Source organism: Microbulbifer magnicolonia (assembly GCF_035117725.1).
In the GTDB taxonomy this organism is placed as follows: Bacteria; Pseudomonadota; Gammaproteobacteria; order Pseudomonadales; family Cellvibrionaceae; genus Microbulbifer; species Microbulbifer magnicolonia.
The window spans coordinates 595,131-611,667 of record NZ_JAYEFD010000001.1 but is presented as its reverse complement, the minus strand read 5'-3'; the positions used below and the strand labels follow the sequence as shown (position 1 = coordinate 611,667).

The window sequence follows — 16,537 nt, the reverse complement described above, 5'->3', positions numbered from 1 at the left end:
AGCATTATGAAAGAAACAAATTCGCTTACGGTCATTGACATGGGTATCGACACCCATCAGGAGCCGGTTGTATACATGCGCAGTGACTGTCACATTTGCCGTTCAGAGGGTTTTACGGCTAACAGTCGTGTGCTGCTGCACTATGAAAACAATTCAATTATCGCCACTTTGAATGTCGTGGATGAAAAGGTGCTGGCGCCTGCGCATGCTGGATTGTCCAAAATTGCCATGCGCCGCTTGGGAGTGCTCGATGGAGTATCGATAACGATAAGTCACGCGCCGGTCATTACCTCACTGACAGCCGTTCGCAAAAAAATATTTGGTCACAAGCTTAGTGATGAGGAAATTTGGGCGATTGTCTCGGACATCAGCGCCCATCGATATTCCGATATTGAAATTGCGAGCTTTCTCAGTGTTTGTGCCGGCAGCCGCCTTGACGTGGATGAAATTATTAGTCTCACGCAGGCTATGGTGGCTTGCGGCAAGCGTTTAACCTGGCCAAATGAGACCCTGATTCTCGACAAACATTGTATAGGCGGGCTACCAGGAAACCGCACAACACCGTTGGTGGTTGCCATTGTCAGCGCGGCAGGATTGACGATTCCAAAAACCTCGTCGAGGGCAATCACGTCACCAGCTGGTACTGCCGATACCATGGAATCCTTGACCACCGTCAATCTAAACCTTGCGGATATTCAACGTGTCGTCAATGAAACCCACGCCTGCCTTGCCTGGGGAGGGGCGGTGAACCTGAGTCCTGCCGACGATCTTTTGATTCGTATCGAGCGAGCGCTGGACCTTGACGGCGAAGGCCAGTTGATTGCCTCGGTACTGTCAAAGAAGATTGCCGCCGGTTCTACTCATGCGGTGATCGATATTCCCGTTGGTGCAACGGCGAAAATTCGCTCGCAAGTAGAGGCCGAGCGCCTGGCATCATTGTTCACCCAGGTCGGGGCGGCCTGCGGTATCCAGATTCGCTGCCTGATTACTGATGGCAGTCAGCCTATCGGAGCCGGCGTCGGACCAGTCGAAGAAGCACGAGACGTATTGGCTGTTTTACAGGGGCGCGATGATGCGCCGCAGGATTTACGCGAACGAGCGCTTTATCTCGCTGCGCACCTGTTCTCACTCGCATATCAGGAGCGCTATGAACTCGGGCTGATCCGGGCAATGGATATCTTGGACAATGGCGAAGCCTGGTTGCAATTTCAGCGGATCCTGGCAGCACAAGGCGGAATCAAATCACTGCCGAAGGCCAGTTATCAACATACAGAAGCTGCTCCGATGACAGGCACATTGCAAGCCATCGACAATCGTCAGCTAGCGCGTTTAGCGAAACTGGCCGGAGCACCGACCACGGCAGCTGCAGGTTTACGTCTGCATAAACGTGTTGGTGACAGAATCGAGCGCGGAGAGCCGCTGTTCACCCTCTACTCCGATACAGCTGGAGAGCAACAATACGCCTTGGATTTTTATCAACAATCAGCAATTTTTAATATTGGAGAGGCTTGATGAACGAACAGAAAGAGACAGTCGGCCAGTCCCCATTGGTTTTTTCCCTTAATGATCACCCGTTGAAGAATTTGTTGACCAGGGCAATTGGCGGTCAGCAGGGCGGTTTTGACACGCGGCAGTTTCCCGATGGTGAGTCTTATCTGCGTGTTTCCTCAATGATTGAGAAAAGTCCCTGTGTGGTTATCGCTGACCTATCGCACCCGAATGACAAGTACTTACCGTTGCTGTTTTTAATCGAAACGTTGCGTGAATTGGGTGCATCCCAGGTCGGTTTAGTCGCACCTTACCTGAGTTATATGCGCCAGGATCGCCGTTTCATTGATGGTGAAGCAGTGACTTCACGCATTTTCGCCCACTCGCTGTCACGTCATATTGATTGGTTGGTTACCGTCGACCCACATCTGCATCGCTATCATGCCTTAGACGAAATCTATTCTGTGCCCAGCCGTGTTGTTCAAGGGGCGCCTGCATTAGCACAGTGGCTGCAGGGGCAAAATAACCTGCTATTGGTGGGACCGGATAGCGAAAGCGAGCAGTGGGTATCGAATATTGCTGAGTTTAGTCAACACCCTTACGTGATTGGCGAGAAGCAGCGTTTGGGAGATCGCAATGTCGAAGTGACCTTGCCGGATATCCATGTTCACGGTGGCCGAACCGCAGTCATTATCGATGATGTAATATCCAGTGGCCAGACTATCCTCCAATGTATAAAAGCCCTTCAATCAAAAGGGATTGACAGTATCCAGTGCGTGGCGGTACACGGTATTTTCGCCGATAATTCCGACAGGGCCTTGATGGCCGCCGGTCTCAGCCAGTTGGTAACTTCCAACACCATTCCCCATTCGTCCAACGCCATTGATATCACGCCGCAGCTGATCACTCCCGTTATCGACATGCTTAATTTGTCAGGAAAGTCTTCATGAAAATTACCTTTTTGGGCGGAACGGAAACCGTGACCGGTTCCAAATTTCTTCTGGAAACAGACAATACCTCGGTATTGGTCGATTGTGGCCTCTATCAGGGCTACAAATGGCTGCGGGAGCGCAACTGGCAATCTCTGCCACTGGATATCGACAAGTTGGATGCTGTCATACTCACCCATGCGCACCTCGACCACTCCGGTTATATCCCGGTGCTGTACAAGCGCGGATTTCGTGGGCCAATTTTTACCCATCATGCCACCAAGGCCTTGTGCCAAATCCTGCTGGCAGATAGCGGCCATATTCAGGAGGAGGACGCCAAATATTACAGTAGACATAAACTGAGCAGGCACGAACACCCTGAACCGCTCTATGACCGTCAAACGGCCGAATCCAGCATGGTCCTGTTTCAATCAGTTGACTTCGATGAACAGGTTGTTGTGGGGGATATTCGTTTTTACTTCCAGCCGGCCGGGCATATTCTTGGGGCTGCCAGCGTTATCGTTGAGGCAGAGGGAAAGCGCATTGGTTTCTCCGGTGATGTGGGCCGATTCAATGATGTACTGATGAAGCCACCGCGCCCCCTGCCTGAGCTTGATTTCTTATTGATGGAATCCACCTATGGTAACCGCCAGCATGAGACAAACGATGCGGCGCAGCAATTGGCCTCCATTGTAAATCGTGTCGCGAAGAGTGGAGGCGTTTTGCTGATTCCGGCTTTTGCGGTGGGGCGGGCGCAGGCCTTGCAACATCTCCTGGCAAGCCTGATGGACCAAGGCGTCATACCAAGGCTTCCGATCTATCTCGACAGTCCAATGGCGATTAAGGTGTCGGATATCTTTTGTCGTTTCAGTGAGCAGCATCGATTGACGGAAGCACAGTGTCACCGTATGTGCGATGTTGTCACCTATACCCGCACGGTGGATGAGTCCAAGGCGCTGGCTGGGCAGGCCTTTCCCCACATTATTATCGCTGGCAGCGGTATGGCCACGGGTGGCCGTATTCTTCACCACTTCAAGCGCCTGTTAGGCCACTCCAAAACCACAGTGCTGTTTACGGGCTATCAGGCAGGCGGCACTCGTGGCGCGAAAATGCTGGAAGGCGTCGATGCGGTGAAGATTCACGGTGACTGGATTCCAGTGAGAGCTGAGGTCGACTTGATCGCGGGTTTATCGGGACACGCCGATTATCTCGAGCTTACCGAGTGGTTGCGACAGTCAGAATTAACCGACGCCACCCGAATCAGGCTGATTCACGGTGATCCGGAGGCTCTTGAAGGCCTGCGAGTGCACTTGCAGGAGCAGACGAAATTCAAAGTGGATGTTGCGGGCTATCGCGATATTTTGCGTCTATAACAGATTCGGAAATCATTGTCAGAGGATAATTTCATGCAAATCGAGACCCTAAAAGATGTGCTGCACTGGACTAAAGAGTTTCATCAGCACCTAAGTCAGTGCTTATCCCACTGCGCGGACAAAAATACTGACGAGCGAGCTCGAATGATCCTTGCCTACCTTTCCGATCATGAAAAAGCGTTGACTAAGGTGGTGACTGGATTTGAAAAATCTGGGGAAGAGCATGCCCTTAACACCTGGTGCTATGAATACCTACACCATCATCCGATTGCCCGGCATGTTCATTGCGATTCCCCCTTCGCCGAACTGAATGCCGAGCAGATTATGGAAGTGATCGTCGATCAGCACCGGCAGGTGATTGAGTTGTATCGCTCCCTCGCATCGAGGGCGGATATTCCGCCTGCGAAAGAATTGCTGGACAACCTGAAGTCGATGGAAGAGCATGAAATGATGCGCATGTCGCAATCTGCCAACCGGTTTGAAGAGATGTAAGCAGTTGGAATCAAAAAACTGCTGAAGAGAAGGGGCTCCTATGCCATTACATACTTTGACATTGGGCCTGACGGGCGGCATTGGCGCCGCCATATTGTGGCTTGTTTGCGGCGTTTTGGTCATGCTGTTCCCTTCAATGTTGTTGTCCCTATGCAATGATATGTTGCCTGGGCAACAGCGGGGGCCGGACTGGCATCTAACTCTGGTTGGGGCAATTAACGGATTGCTGTACTGGATGATCATCGCAGCTATTACGGGTTGGCTTCTGGCCGCTGTTTACAAGCGGTTACTGGCTTAAGTATTGGGTACATCGTCCAAACCATGATGACTTTGCCAAATAAGCAGCCTGCTATACTGACCGTCAATTTAGGAAGTTCCAGTGTCAAATGGGCCCTATTTGGTGCCTCGTCACTGGACGCTTCAGGAACACCTTGCGCCATTGATTACGGACAAGTGTCCATACAGACTGGCGCGGACATACCCTTCCAACTGGATGGCGTGCTTGCAAATTGCGATGTTCGCGTACTGATCGTCAGGGTGGTACATGGTGGTCCGGAATTTCTGGCACCTGTGGAGATCAACGGTGAAAACCTTCAACGGTTGAAATCTGTGATTTCCCTGGCGCCGTTGCACAACAAGGTTGCAATAAATTTCATCGAACAATGGCGGAACACCCGCATTTCATCCCGGGTCTTTGCTGTATTCGACACGGAATTTTTTACCAATCTTCCAGCGGTTGCGCAGGCCTATGGCCTCCCCTCTCCATTGATGAAAAAATACCAGATACGACGCTACGGCTTTCATGGTTTTGCCCATGCCGATATGGTCCGGCAGTGGCGACAATTGAACCCGAGTATAAAACAGTACACTCTCGTCACCGCTCAACTGGGTAGCGGTTGTTCCATCGCTGCCATTCGCGACGGAAAACCGGTGGATACCACTATGGGCTTTACTCCCAATGAAGGTTTGCTGATGCGCACCCGCAGCGGTGATATCGATCCCGGTTTGCTGGTCTGGCTGCAAAAGCAGGAAAGTTGGTCCCCCGAAGAGGCCGACTACATGCTAAATCACGAGTCGGGTTGGCGCGGAATGTCCGCTGGAATCGACAACATGGCTGATCTGTTTATCAGCAGCCGGCCGCAAAGCCGCCTGGCTTTTGAGCTGTTTCGTTATCGCTTCCAGAAAACGCTGGGCGCTTACTTTGCGATTTCAGGCGGCCTGGATGGTGTGGTCCTAAGTGGTGGTATTGCAGAGAATAATGCAGCCATTTGCCGGAACCTGCTGTCCGGGCTTTCGCATCTGAATATAGAATTAGAACCTGACCAGGCCGATAGCGACCTGCCGTTATACCTCTCGACCGCCGAATCTTCGGTGAAATGTTATGTGGTCGCCGCGGATGAGGCGGCCGCGATGTTATGGGCTGTACAAGAGAAATTTTCTGATGATCTTGCCGTTCAGCTCGGAATTGACTGAGGAATCTCCATGTATGTGATAGACCAACAAAATGATCACCGAATCGGTCAACGGGCAAGGTTGTATCGCGAAACTTACCAAGCGTTTGCCCATTGGGCGAATGGTTATGGGGCAATACAACATCGAGATGAGACTCAGGTGCGTGTCTTTGATCTGTGCCAGCAGCTGGTCTGCGCGGGGCGGTTTCCACAGATCGAAGAGGCTTTGGAGTTATTTAGCGCTGCCGACCGCCTGGCGAGCGCGGCCATGTGGCTGGTGGTGCATATGACTTACAGTACCAAGGTAGATCTTGCCGGTGGAACGCTCGAAGCCGGCGACTTCAAGGTCAACCCCCAGGGACATACCGGCGGCTCTCTGAATATGGTTCCCGCCTATGTAGGTTATATGGTCGCCAACCAGCTGGCAGGTATCACCCGCAGCTGGTTGATGGGGCAGGGGCATTGCGTGGCAGCGGTTGATGCGGTCAACGTATTGTTGCAAAACCTCTATCCGGAACAGGCTGAACGTTACCCCTTAAATAACGAAGGGTTGTCGCAGTTATCCCGGGATTTTTACAGCTATGCCATCGCCGATAGCGGCCGGCCCGGTGTCCCCTTGGGCAGCCATGTGAACCCCCATACGGCCGGTGGCCTGATCGAAGGTGGTTATCTCGGCTTTGCCGAACTGCAATATGTGCATATGCCTCTGCCGGGCGAGCGGTTGGTGGCGTTCTTGAGCGATGGCGCTTTTGAAGAACAACGTGGCAGCGATTGGGCCAGCCGCTGGTGGCGTGCCGAAGATTGTGGTCTGGTCACCCCGGTGATGATCGCCAACGGGCGGCGTATTGATCAGCGCTCCACCATGTACCAGCAGGGTGGCCTATCGTGGTTTTATGAGCACCTGGAACACAATGATTTTTACCCTATTGCTATTGACGGGCGCGATCCCGCCGCTTTTATCTGGGGAATTTTTGAAGCGGAGGAAAGACTTCAAGCCTGCAGTACGCATATTCGCCAGGGCACAATGCGCTATCCGGTGAAGTTGCCGTACCTGATTGCCGAAACGGAAAAGGGCTACGGCTTTTACGGCGCTGGAACCAATGCCGCGCACGGTACGCCTTTACCTGGAAACCCGAGAAGTGACGAAGCCTCCCGGGATTTATTTAATTGCCACGCAGCCAGATTGTTTGTTCCGCAAAATGAACTGCACAAGGCTGTCGCGCAATTGACGCAACACGAAGCGGATAACCGCGTTCGGGAAAAGCACCACACGCTCTGTCAGCGTAAAGTTGTACTGCAAGTGCCTTCCGAGGCACCGCTGCACGAACAAGGCGAAACACTTTCACCTATGGCAGCGGTGGATGCACGACTATGCGAGTGGCATCTCGCCAATCCTGATGTGCGCGTACGTGTCGGCAACCCCGATGAGCTACGTAGTAACCGTATGGGTAAGACGCTGGACCTGCTCAAACACCGGGTGCTGAATCCGGAACCCGGTGTGGCCGAGTCGATACAGGGCTCCGTCATTAGCGCCCTTAATGAAGAGGCAGTGGTGAGCGCGGCGCTGGCTAATAAAGGCGGCATGAATCTGGTAGTCAGTTATGAAGCTTTCGCCATGAAGATGATCGGTGCATTGCGCCAAGAAATTATTTTCGCGCGCCACCAGAAAGAGCTCGGGCGAGCGCCGCACTGGTTGTCGTTGCCCGTCATCGCCACTTCCCATTTGTGGGAGAACGGCAAAAACGAGCAATCGCATCAGGATTCCGCCTTCGGCGAAGTACTGCTGGGCGAGATGAACGATATGGCACGGGTGGTGTATCCGCCAGATACCAATAGTGCCATTGCCTGCCTCGACGCCTGCTATCAAAGCCAGGGGAAAATCTGGGCGATGACGATTCCCAAGCAAGAGGTTACTACCGTTTTTAGCCCGGAACAGGCCAGGCAGTTGGTGGAGTGGGGCGCCCTGACACTAGAAGAGGACGAGAATGTCGATGTGCAGTTAGTTGCGGTGGGCGCTTATCAATTGCATGTCTGCCAGGAAGTGAGACAGCTACTGATAGCAGACGGTATTGGCTGCCGTATCACTTGCGTGATCGAACCAGGTCGGTTCCGAATCCCGCGGGATGAACATGAGCAATCATTTATTGGCACGACAAGCATTCGAGCAGAGTTGTTTAGCGATGATATTCGTCTGCGCGTGTTTGTTTGCCACCTGCGACCAGAAATCCTGCTTGGCGTCTGTCGTCCCCTGGACCTTGGCAGTGAACGCTGTTTGGCTTTTGGTTATTCCAATCGGGGCGGAACACTGGATACAAAAGGATTATTACGGGCAAATGGATGCGATGCCCGGTCTATTGCCGCGGCGATCACACAACGGTTGAGCTGAGCGTAAAGAGATCACCCCGATAAGGGCGCGACGCTGCCAAGGCTACTGAAAGCTATGCGGCCGATTACAAGCAAGCGAAGCAGGACTGGTGTCTGAAAGACAGTGTATTTACATCACCCGCTATCCACTGCGAGCTTCGTTTGATGTGATCGAAGTGGCCATCCAAAGGAAAGCGATAACGCCGCATTGCGAGCTTATCGACAGGACGGCGTGCGGGTTTATTCGCCATGGCGAAAATTGTGAATTCGATAATCTGGCGCATTGGCTAATCGGCGGCGGTTGTCATTGAGAAAAAAGTATGAATAAACAAAAGCAGTTTAACCTCGTCTATCTGTTCGTCGCGTTGTGGGGGATTGTATTGTTTCAGAGCTTTTGGGGGCATACAGCCCGCCAAGTTGAGCTCAGTTACAGTGAATTCGAACGCTACCTTGAACAGGACCGGTTAAAGGACCTGGTGGTTGATCAGCAAACCATTAGCGGCAGTTTTAAGGAACCAATCGAGGGAAAAGATCATTTTGTCACGCCAAGGGTTGAATTCGATCTGGCCGAAAAGCTGAATGCCTACAACGTGAATTATAAAGGCGTGGTTTCAGGGGGCCCTTTGGCTACGCTAATCGGTTGGGTAGCGCCGGCTCTGGTATTTTTCCTAGTGTGGATTCTGCTCTTCCGTAAATTTGCCGGCAAGCAAGGGATGGGCGGTATGATGAATATCGGTAAGAGCAAAGCAAAAGTATTAGTGGAAAAAAATACGGGTGTCGATTTCGAAGATGTGGCCGGCGTGGACGAAGCCAAGGATGAATTGATCGAAGTGGTACAGTTTTTAAAGGAACCCGGTCACTACAGCCGGCTGGGTGCACACATCCCCAAGGGCGTATTGCTGGTCGGCCCACCGGGTACCGGTAAAACCCTGATCGCTCGCGCTGTGGCCGGTGAAGCGGGTGTACCCTTTTTTTCGATCAGTGGTTCCGAATTTGTCGAGATGTTTGTCGGCGTCGGTGCGGCCCGGGTCCGGGATTTGTTCGAACAGGCAAAAAGTCATGCGCCGGCGATTATTTTTATTGACGAGTTGGATGCGCTGGGCCGTGTGCGGGGTGTCGGCGCCATGTCCGGGGGGCACGATGAGCGGGAACAAACCCTGAACCAATTGCTGACCGAGTTAGATGGCTTTAATCCCTCAGAGGGTGTGATTATTCTTGCCGCTACCAACCGGCCGGAAATCCTCGACCCGGCACTGTTGCGTGCCGGTCGGTTTGATCGCCAGGTTCTGGTGGATCGTCCGGATAAGATCGGCCGTGAGCAGATCCTGCGTGTGCATATGAAAAAGATCCATTCTGACCAAACCGTCAGCATAGAAGCAGTGGCTTCCATGACGACGGGGTTTACCGGCGCGGACTTGGCGAACCTGGTTAACGAATCAGCCTTACTTGCCACCCGGCGCAGTGCCGATGCCGTGTCCATGGACGATTTTGTCAATGCCATTGAGCGTATTGTTGCGGGCCTGGAGAAGAAAAACCGGCTGATTAATCCCCAGGAAAAGGCCATTGTGGCCCACCACGAAATGGGTCATGCCTTGGTGGGCATGGCGCTCAGTCCGGAGCAGCCGATTCAAAAAGTTTCTATTATTCCGCGCGGTGTGGGCGCACTGGGCTACACCATCCAGCGGCCTTCTGAAGATCGCTACCTGATGAGTAAAAAGGATTTGCAGAACCGGATTGCCGTTTTACTGGCGGGGCGGGCTTCGGAGCAACTAATATTCGGTGAAGTCACCACCGGCGCGGCAGATGACCTGGTAAAAGCCACTGACATTGCCAGAGCTATGGTGACCCAATACGGAATGTCGGATGAGATCGGTATGTTATCCATCGATGTACCGAAAACACAGTTTCTCGATCCCACTCTTGCTGAGTCAAGCCTGCGCTTTGGCCCGGATATGGCGCAACGTGTATCGGTAGCCGTCAGCAAATTACTGGATGAGGCCTTTCAGCTGGCCACTGACGTGCTGACGTTCAATAAGTCGGTTCTTGAGGAGACCGCCCGCGAACTGCTCGCGGAGGAAACCCTGGACGAGCGGCGCCTGGCGTCCATCAAGAAAAAAATTGCCGTTTCCGATTACATCCAGCAGGCGGCATTTTCCCGTTTAGCTTCAGTGGAGGAGCATTGAAGCGGTGACATCTTGAGGGGGTTTTATCGTCTACATCCTCATCTGTATTGTGGCCGCGTTTTGGTCGGGTGGTCACCGGCAGGTCAGGCGGAGCCCCGGAATACCGTCCGCGGTAGAGCGAAGTGATTGGGTGCGGATGCGCAAAACACTATTGAGGTGTTGCAGCAAGCCCGCGGTGCCGTGGTTTTTATCACTGCCTTGCTGCAGTCGCCAATCCCAGGGACCGAAGCGTATTTGAAGCGCCAGCCGGCACGGGCTCTGGATTCTTCCGGGATGTAAAAGGCCATATCGTCACCAATTATCAATTCATCCAGCGCGCCGGACGTGTGGCCGGTGTTAAAGCTGTATTAGCTCATTGTGGAACGGGACTGACTCGCCGATGACTGAATACCAGACAGAACTTTCCCACCTGATGCTCTTTGCGCAAAGCATTGGTATCGGTTTTTTGATCGGCCTGGAACGGGAGCGCCATCACAATACCATCGCCGGAGTGCGCACGTTTACGCTTATCGCACTGGCTGGTAGCCTGGCGGGGTATATCGGCATATTGAATCAAAACGCGGGCGTAGCCATTACCATCGGCGCCCTGGTTGGAGCGGCACTGGTGGTGGCGCAATTTCGGTCAACCTCGGAAGAGCCGGATACCACTACGATAATGGCCGGGGTGATTGCGTTCGGGCTGGGCTATGGGCTCTGGCTCGGTCACCCTCAGCTCCCAGCCGCACTGGCAATAGCCATTACCGCGATACTGTATTTTCGCGAACAGTTGCGGAGCATGCCCAAGCAATTGACCGACAAAGATATCCGCTCGTTTTTCCAGTTCGCGGCAGTAGCGTTTATCCTGTTGCCTGTGCTACCTGATACTACTTATGGGCCCTACGAGGTATTTAACCCCTACCAGGTCGGTTGGCTGGTGGTATTGATCAGTGGCATCAGTCTTGCTGGCTACGTCGCGTTGCGCTGTCTGGAAGGCAAGGCCGGACTCTTGGTAATTGGGCTGTTTGGCGGGCTTGTTTCCACCACAGCGACAACATTAGTCTACGCGCGACACAGTAAGAATATACCGGGATTTACTACTGCTGCCAGCACCATCATCTTGCTCTCCCACATTGTGCTGTTCGTGCGCATCGGAATTTTGGTTGCCGCGGTTGAGCCCTCGATGCTACAGCCCATGTTGTATTGGCTGCTGGGAGGAGGCTTGGCAGGTACGGCGTATGTGGTCTGGGCATATCAAAGCACCGCCAGCAGGAAGAAAGCATTGCCTGAATTGGAAGTACGAAATCCCGCAGAACTGAAGACGGCACTTGGGTTTGCTGCGGGTTTCGTCTTGGTATTGATGCTGTCTTCCTGGATGAACGATCAATTTGCAGATACCGGCGTTTATTTGGTGGCTTTCATTTCGGGGTTGACCGATCTGGACGCCATCACCATTTCAAACCTAAAACTGGTTTCCACGCAAGCGCTCACACCCTCTGTCGCGGTGATCGCTATTGTCATCGCTTTCATTGCCAACCTGATTTTTAAGTTCTCAATCGTGTTATTCGTAGGGGACCAATCCATGCGTCTACCTGTAGCGGCTGGTTTCCTCACATTGCTGATAGGCATTGGATTAGGTATTAGCACGGAGACATTGTGGTAACTACGACTCTTACAGATGACGGAAATGAACTATGAATATTCTGTTGGCACCGATTTATCCCCCTGATATTTTTTCGGCAATTGGGTATAGGCGGATTTTACGGCCACCATGGAGGTTGTTACGACAGCTCACGCCGGGCGGCTTTGGTAGTGGCAGTGGTAGTTTCGGCGGCGGTGCTTCAGGACCTTGGTGATGCGGTTTTCAATCGCCAACCCCCATTCCGCCATTGTTCATGGGCTCTCAACACGGGTAATCGGAGACCGTACTGTCAAGCTCCAGGTTTGGTACGACAACGAATATGCCTACGCCTGTCGATTGTTGGGTTTACTGGCGGGTTTATAACGTTGGCCTATGCGTTTTCATTAGCGGCAAGATGACAGTCGGCGCGATAGATCATAAGGGGGAATTAAAAATGGAAGAATATATAACTCACTCTGGGAATGGGGGCTCACTATTATCATGATTGTGGGGATTTCATGGCTTTCTACCGTTACGTGGTACCTAAAACCTTGCGTGAGTGGGCCAGCGCAGGGATGTGCAGATATTTATCTTTGCGTTGTATGTGGAGATGTATGGGTTTCCTCGGACCATTTATTTTCTTTCGAGATTCTTTGGGCTCGACAGGACCGATCTAAATGCAAGCTTGTGGTCCACCCTGTTGGGTAAGGGAGATACCGGTATGATAATTTCAGTGATTTTCGACTATGTTCTGGTCTCTCTAGGGATTGGCATTTTTTTAGAGTTGGCGGCAGGAGTTCCGTGCGCGACCAGCCAACGAGTTGGTCACTGATGGGCTGTACCACCTTGTACGGTATCCTCTGTACAACGGCTTATAATTGGGGCTGATGACTAATGCTCTCTAACGGAGGAACAAAAACACCTGAGTTTGATTGTATTGCTAACGCTGGTGATCGTAAGGAAACCTTTCGCTTGTTTATTGAGGGCGACGAGTTGTATTCAGCTATGTTGTCCTCAATCGCAAAGGCGAAAGATTGCATACAATTAGAGAGTTATATCTATGCTGATGATAGGGTAGGGCATCAGTTTAGTCAGGCTTTGATCGAACGGGCACGAGCGGGCGTGCTCGTTAGGGTACATATCGATGCAGCTGGTTCCCTGTTCTGGTTCTCACGAAAAATGCAAAACCATCTCCGTGAGCACGGTGTTCAATTGCGCTGGTTTCACCGCTGGAGCTGGCGCCAGCCATGGCGTTACAACCATCGCAATCATCGCAAGCTACTTATCGTCGATAATCGTATCGCGTATCTCGGCGGCTTTAATATCCACAATGAAAATTCCCGTAGCTTTTATGGAGAGTCCCGCTGGCGCGACACCCATGTGAGCTTTGACGGTCCGCTCGTCGACGTGGCCTCACAGTTGTTTGATGCCTTCTGGCAGGGCCGCCAACACTGGGTTCCCAAACAGGAAAATTCCGGTAGCAAATTGTTACACAATCATACCCTGATGTGTCGTTATCGGCTTCGCTGTGTATTTGGGGCTGCATTCAGCAAGGCTAAACAATCTATTTTTCTGACAACTCCTTATCTGGTGCCGGATACGTACACGCTCAAGCAATTACGTCTTGCCGCAGAGCGTGGTGTGGATGTCAGGCTGCTTGTTCCCCGAGAAAGTGACGTGCCAATTGCGCGCTGGGCGGCTCGGCATATTTATGGATCGTTACTCGCGGCAGGCGTACGAATTTATGAATATCTGCCACGTGTACTTCACGCGAAAACCGTAGTCATTGATGGAAGCTGGTCGATGGTCGGAACAGCAAATTTGGATTATCGCAGCTTATTTACCAACTTTGAACTGAATTTGATTACCAGAAATATGAATTTATCCTGTAAATTGAATGATAATTTTAATAATGATTTGCGATTTTCTGAACGCATAGAGTTGGATTCCTGGAAAGAAAGAAAGTGGACATCTCGCGGACTGGAATATTTAGCGATCTTAACGAGGCGTTGGTTGTGACCATGTTGGTCGTGACTGTATTGCGGTAAAGTCAATGGTTATTCATAGATATTTCTTATTGAAGATAGCGGTCGCGCTGCGATTTTTACAGATTGCGTACGCTGTTGCTGATAGTGCTTACACTGTGCGGGTTAAGTCCCGTGCAACATCGCAGTCGGTCTATAATCCCTCGCGATTAGCCGCTAATGCCACGGCGCGGCTTTTCATTGATGGTAAGTCAGTTGCTGATTGGCGCAATCTCGGCTTTCTTGACGTTATCACCGCGGGAATCCATCAGGGGAAAGGTTCACAGAAAAATAACAACGTGAAGCAGACCAAATTTTCTTCCGGTAAAAGACTGCCAGACGATTTTCCACTTGATATTAATCGAGAACTATCTTGCGCCACAACAAGTGAAGTTGATCAATTTTTCGAAAGCCAGCCAGTGTCGGGCAGGCCTATGGTATGGCACCATGGGCTAACCGGTCTTAAAGCGATAAACGGAGCGACACAGCGATGCGGTTGTTAGTGGTCGAAGATGAGATCAAAACAGGCGATTATTTACAACAAGGTCTGACCGAGGCGGGATTTGTGGTGAGCCTCTCACGAAATGGCCTGGATGGGCATCACCTTGCCATGACTGAAACCTTTGACCTGCTGGTGTTGGACGTGATGCTTCCGGGTATGAATGGTTGGCGCATTGTACAGTCACTGCGGAAAGCGGGCCACCAAACACCAGCCCTCTTCCTGACCGCTTGTGACAGCGTGGATGACCGGGTTAAAGGGCTCGAAATAGGCGCGGACGATTACTTGGTTAAACCGTTCGCGTTTGCCGAACTGCTGGCCCGTGTTCGTACCCTTCTACGAAGAAGCACTGCACCGTTATTGACGGATCAAATCAAGGCGATGGACCTGACCCTGGATCTAAGGCGTCATCGTGCCGTGCGCGCGGGTCGCAAAATTAACCTCAGCCACAAGGAGTTCTGCCTGTTGGAGCTGCTGATCAGTCGCCGGGGTGAAGTCTTGCCACGTTCACTTATTGCCTCTCAGGTATGGGACATGAACTTTGATTCCGACACCAACATAATTGATGTGGCTATCCGCCGCCTACGCGCCAAGATCGACGACGATTTTGAGCCGAAGCTTATTCATACCGTACGCGGTTTGGGTTACAAGCTGGATGTCGAGGATGACCGTGACGAAGTTTAGCCTCACTCGGTGTCGCCCGCTATCGCTCAATAGCCGGGTGATGTTCTTCGTAGCGGTTGCGATCAGCTTGAGCGTGTTGATCATTGGCCACCTGGTACAAAGCGCGGTGGAACGGCACTTCGCGGAACAGGACGCCGGCGAGTTGTTGGTCATTACTCATGCGGTGGAGGCAGCCCTGGAAAGGGCAAGCAATGAAGACCTGGCAGCAACGGACGCTTTGGCTCATGCCGTATCAGGGCATCATGGCGTTTATTTTCAGGTCTGGGATGAAAACAATCATTTGATTTATGGACCGCCTGAGTCGCCGCGTTCAGTGCAAACCATTATCCACGCCCCGGCAAACAGAGCCCGTTCTGACAATTTGTATCTCTGGCCACTAGATGGGAAAACCTACCGTGGCACAGTGACACAAACTCAGGTCGGTGAGAGCCGATACCGCATTGTCGCCGCCATTGACATCGGTCCCCATCTCCAATTTCTGCAAAGCTTTGGTCGCACCCTGTGGCTGATCATGACTGTGACTGGGATAGCTACGCTGCTGGCGGGCTGGTTCGGTGTGCAGCAGGGGCACGCGCCGCTACGCGAGCTGAGCGAAGCGATGCGGGATATACAGCCGGATCGGCTGGACGTTCGACTGGACACCGAGACTGTACCAGCTGAGCTAATGACCCTGGTGGAATCTTTTAATAGCATGATCGGCCGTCTGGAAGACAGTTTTGTAAGACTTTCCCACTTTTCGGCCGATATCGCCCATGAGTTGCGCACACCATTAACCAACCTGATTACACAGACTCAGGTGGGGTTGAGCAAATCCAGAAGCCGTGATGAATACCGAGAGTTACTTTATTCAAACCTGGAGGAACAGGAACGGTTGTCCAAGATGGTGAAGGACATGTTATGGCTGGCCCAGAATGAGAATGGTTTACTCAAACCTGATTGGGAACGATTGGAGTTAGTTCAGGAAGTAAAGGCGGCTATAGAGTTCTTTGCTGCCTTGGCGGAAGAAAAGGGTATCCGCTTACAAGTTGATGCTCAGCCAGCAACGGTCATTGGGGACCGGGCAATGTTGCGCCGTGTGTTGTCCAACCTGTTATCCAACGCACTTCCATTCACTCCTGAAGGGGAGAAAGTGCAGTTCAGAATATGGGAGACCGATAAAACTGCATACCTGAGCGTGGAAAATCCGGGCGCGAATATTGACGCCGAACACCTGCCTCGACTGTTCGACCGTTTCTATCGGGTCGATCCCTCACGTCAGCGCCAGACAGAAGGGGCAGGGCTGGGTCTGGCTATCGTCAAATCCATCGTGGACGCGCACGAAGGCACCATTGATGTTTCTTCTGCACATGGGATAACGTCTTTCACAATCAAGCTTCCTCGGCAGCGAGGGTGTTTCGAAAGCTGACTCGCAAAGACAAAGACCTATATCCCACATCCTTCTAATACCCTTTAG

Annotated in this window: 14 protein-coding genes; all 14 read left to right on the top strand. The window is 52.1% G+C overall.

Annotated features, from left to right (window positions below; translation table 11 throughout):
* The first annotated feature begins 6 nt into the window (after positions 1–6).
* The 14 genes from RRF64_RS02685 to RRF64_RS02620 all read left to right on the top strand — a co-directional run bounded on the left by RRF64_RS02685 (position 7) and on the right by RRF64_RS02620 (position 16,489).
* Positions 7–1,512, top strand: a complete 1,506-nt coding sequence (locus RRF64_RS02685; protein WP_323844281.1) for a thymidine phosphorylase family protein — start codon at positions 7–9, stop codon at positions 1,510–1,512.
* Positions 1,512–2,438: a ribose-phosphate diphosphokinase gene (locus RRF64_RS02680; RefSeq protein WP_323844280.1), complete on the top strand. Its 927-nt coding sequence runs from the start codon at positions 1,512–1,514 to the stop codon at positions 2,436–2,438. Before RRF64_RS02685 ends, RRF64_RS02680 begins: the two co-directional genes overlap by 1 nt.
* Entirely contained in the window at positions 2,435–3,790 is a 1,356-nt protein-coding gene (locus RRF64_RS02675) for an MBL fold metallo-hydrolase (protein WP_323844279.1), read from the top strand. Before RRF64_RS02680 ends, RRF64_RS02675 begins: the two co-directional genes overlap by 4 nt.
* Before the next feature lie 33 nt (positions 3,791–3,823).
* The gene (locus tag RRF64_RS02670) at positions 3,824–4,282 is read left to right on the top strand and encodes an ATPase (RefSeq protein WP_323844278.1); all 459 of its coding nucleotides are present in this window, start codon (positions 3,824–3,826) and stop codon (positions 4,280–4,282) included.
* A 40-nt stretch (positions 4,283–4,322) separates the two neighbouring features.
* Complete coding sequence (locus tag RRF64_RS02665) at positions 4,323–4,580, top strand: DUF5676 family membrane protein (RefSeq protein ID WP_323844277.1); 258 nt, start codon at positions 4,323–4,325, stop codon at positions 4,578–4,580.
* 23 nt (positions 4,581–4,603) lie between these two features.
* Positions 4,604–5,755 carry a hypothetical protein gene (locus tag RRF64_RS02660; protein WP_323844276.1) on the top strand — a complete coding sequence of 384 codons (1,152 nt, stop codon included), beginning with the start codon at positions 4,604–4,606 and terminating at the stop codon, positions 5,753–5,755.
* 9 nt (positions 5,756–5,764) lie between these two features.
* Positions 5,765–8,119, top strand: a complete 2,355-nt coding sequence (locus tag RRF64_RS02655; RefSeq protein ID WP_323844275.1) for a phosphoketolase family protein — start codon at positions 5,765–5,767, stop codon at positions 8,117–8,119.
* 88 nt (positions 8,120–8,207) lie between these two features.
* Complete coding sequence (locus tag RRF64_RS02650) at positions 8,208–8,408, top strand: hypothetical protein (RefSeq protein WP_323844274.1); 201 nt, start codon at positions 8,208–8,210, stop codon at positions 8,406–8,408.
* 9 nt (positions 8,409–8,417) lie between these two features.
* Positions 8,418–10,280 carry an ATP-dependent zinc metalloprotease FtsH gene (gene ftsH / locus RRF64_RS02645; RefSeq protein WP_323844273.1) on the top strand — a complete coding sequence of 621 codons (1,863 nt, stop codon included), beginning with the start codon at positions 8,418–8,420 and terminating at the stop codon, positions 10,278–10,280.
* 379 nt (positions 10,281–10,659) lie between these two features.
* The gene (locus RRF64_RS02640; protein ID WP_323844272.1) at positions 10,660–11,919 is read left to right on the top strand and encodes an MgtC/SapB family protein; all 1,260 of its coding nucleotides are present in this window, start codon (positions 10,660–10,662) and stop codon (positions 11,917–11,919) included.
* An 852-nt stretch (positions 11,920–12,771) separates the two neighbouring features.
* Positions 12,772–13,896: a phospholipase D-like domain-containing protein gene (locus RRF64_RS02635; protein WP_323844271.1), complete on the top strand. Its 1,125-nt coding sequence runs from the start codon at positions 12,772–12,774 to the stop codon at positions 13,894–13,896.
* 34 nt (positions 13,897–13,930) lie between these two features.
* Positions 13,931–14,404: a fatty acid cis/trans isomerase gene (locus RRF64_RS02630; protein WP_323844270.1), complete on the top strand. Its 474-nt coding sequence runs from the start codon at positions 13,931–13,933 to the stop codon at positions 14,402–14,404.
* Complete coding sequence (locus tag RRF64_RS02625) at positions 14,392–15,084, top strand: heavy metal response regulator transcription factor (protein WP_323844269.1); 693 nt, start codon at positions 14,392–14,394, stop codon at positions 15,082–15,084. Before RRF64_RS02630 ends, RRF64_RS02625 begins: the two co-directional genes overlap by 13 nt.
* Entirely contained in the window at positions 15,065–16,489 is a 1,425-nt protein-coding gene (locus RRF64_RS02620) for a heavy metal sensor histidine kinase (protein ID WP_323844268.1), read from the top strand. Before RRF64_RS02625 ends, RRF64_RS02620 begins: the two co-directional genes overlap by 20 nt.
* The last annotated feature ends 48 nt before the right edge of the window (positions 16,490–16,537 follow it).

What these genes read in the sequence shown, in the direction of transcription:
- RRF64_RS02685 (WP_323844281.1), top strand. Translation starts at nt 7, where the DNA reads ATGAAAGAAACAAATTCGCTTACGGTCATTGACATGGGTATCGACACC.
- RRF64_RS02680 (WP_323844280.1), top strand. Translation starts at nt 1,512, where the DNA reads ATGAACGAACAGAAAGAGACAGTCGGCCAGTCCCCATTGGTTTTTTCC.
- RRF64_RS02675 (WP_323844279.1), top strand. Translation starts at nt 2,435, where the DNA reads ATGAAAATTACCTTTTTGGGCGGAACGGAAACCGTGACCGGTTCCAAA.
- RRF64_RS02670 (WP_323844278.1), top strand. Translation starts at nt 3,824, where the DNA reads ATGCAAATCGAGACCCTAAAAGATGTGCTGCACTGGACTAAAGAGTTT.
- RRF64_RS02665 (WP_323844277.1), top strand. Translation starts at nt 4,323, where the DNA reads ATGCCATTACATACTTTGACATTGGGCCTGACGGGCGGCATTGGCGCC.
- RRF64_RS02660 (WP_323844276.1), top strand. Translation starts at nt 4,604, where the DNA reads ATGATGACTTTGCCAAATAAGCAGCCTGCTATACTGACCGTCAATTTA.
- RRF64_RS02655 (WP_323844275.1), top strand. Translation starts at nt 5,765, where the DNA reads ATGTATGTGATAGACCAACAAAATGATCACCGAATCGGTCAACGGGCA.
- ftsH (WP_323844273.1), top strand. Translation starts at nt 8,418, where the DNA reads ATGAATAAACAAAAGCAGTTTAACCTCGTCTATCTGTTCGTCGCGTTG.
- RRF64_RS02640 (WP_323844272.1), top strand. Translation starts at nt 10,660, where the DNA reads ATGACTGAATACCAGACAGAACTTTCCCACCTGATGCTCTTTGCGCAA.
- RRF64_RS02635 (WP_323844271.1), top strand. Translation starts at nt 12,772, where the DNA reads ATGCTCTCTAACGGAGGAACAAAAACACCTGAGTTTGATTGTATTGCT.
- RRF64_RS02630 (WP_323844270.1), top strand. Translation starts at nt 13,931, where the DNA reads ATGGTTATTCATAGATATTTCTTATTGAAGATAGCGGTCGCGCTGCGA.
- RRF64_RS02625 (WP_323844269.1), top strand. Translation starts at nt 14,392, where the DNA reads ATGCGGTTGTTAGTGGTCGAAGATGAGATCAAAACAGGCGATTATTTA.
- RRF64_RS02620 (WP_323844268.1), top strand. Translation starts at nt 15,065, where the DNA reads ATGACCGTGACGAAGTTTAGCCTCACTCGGTGTCGCCCGCTATCGCTC.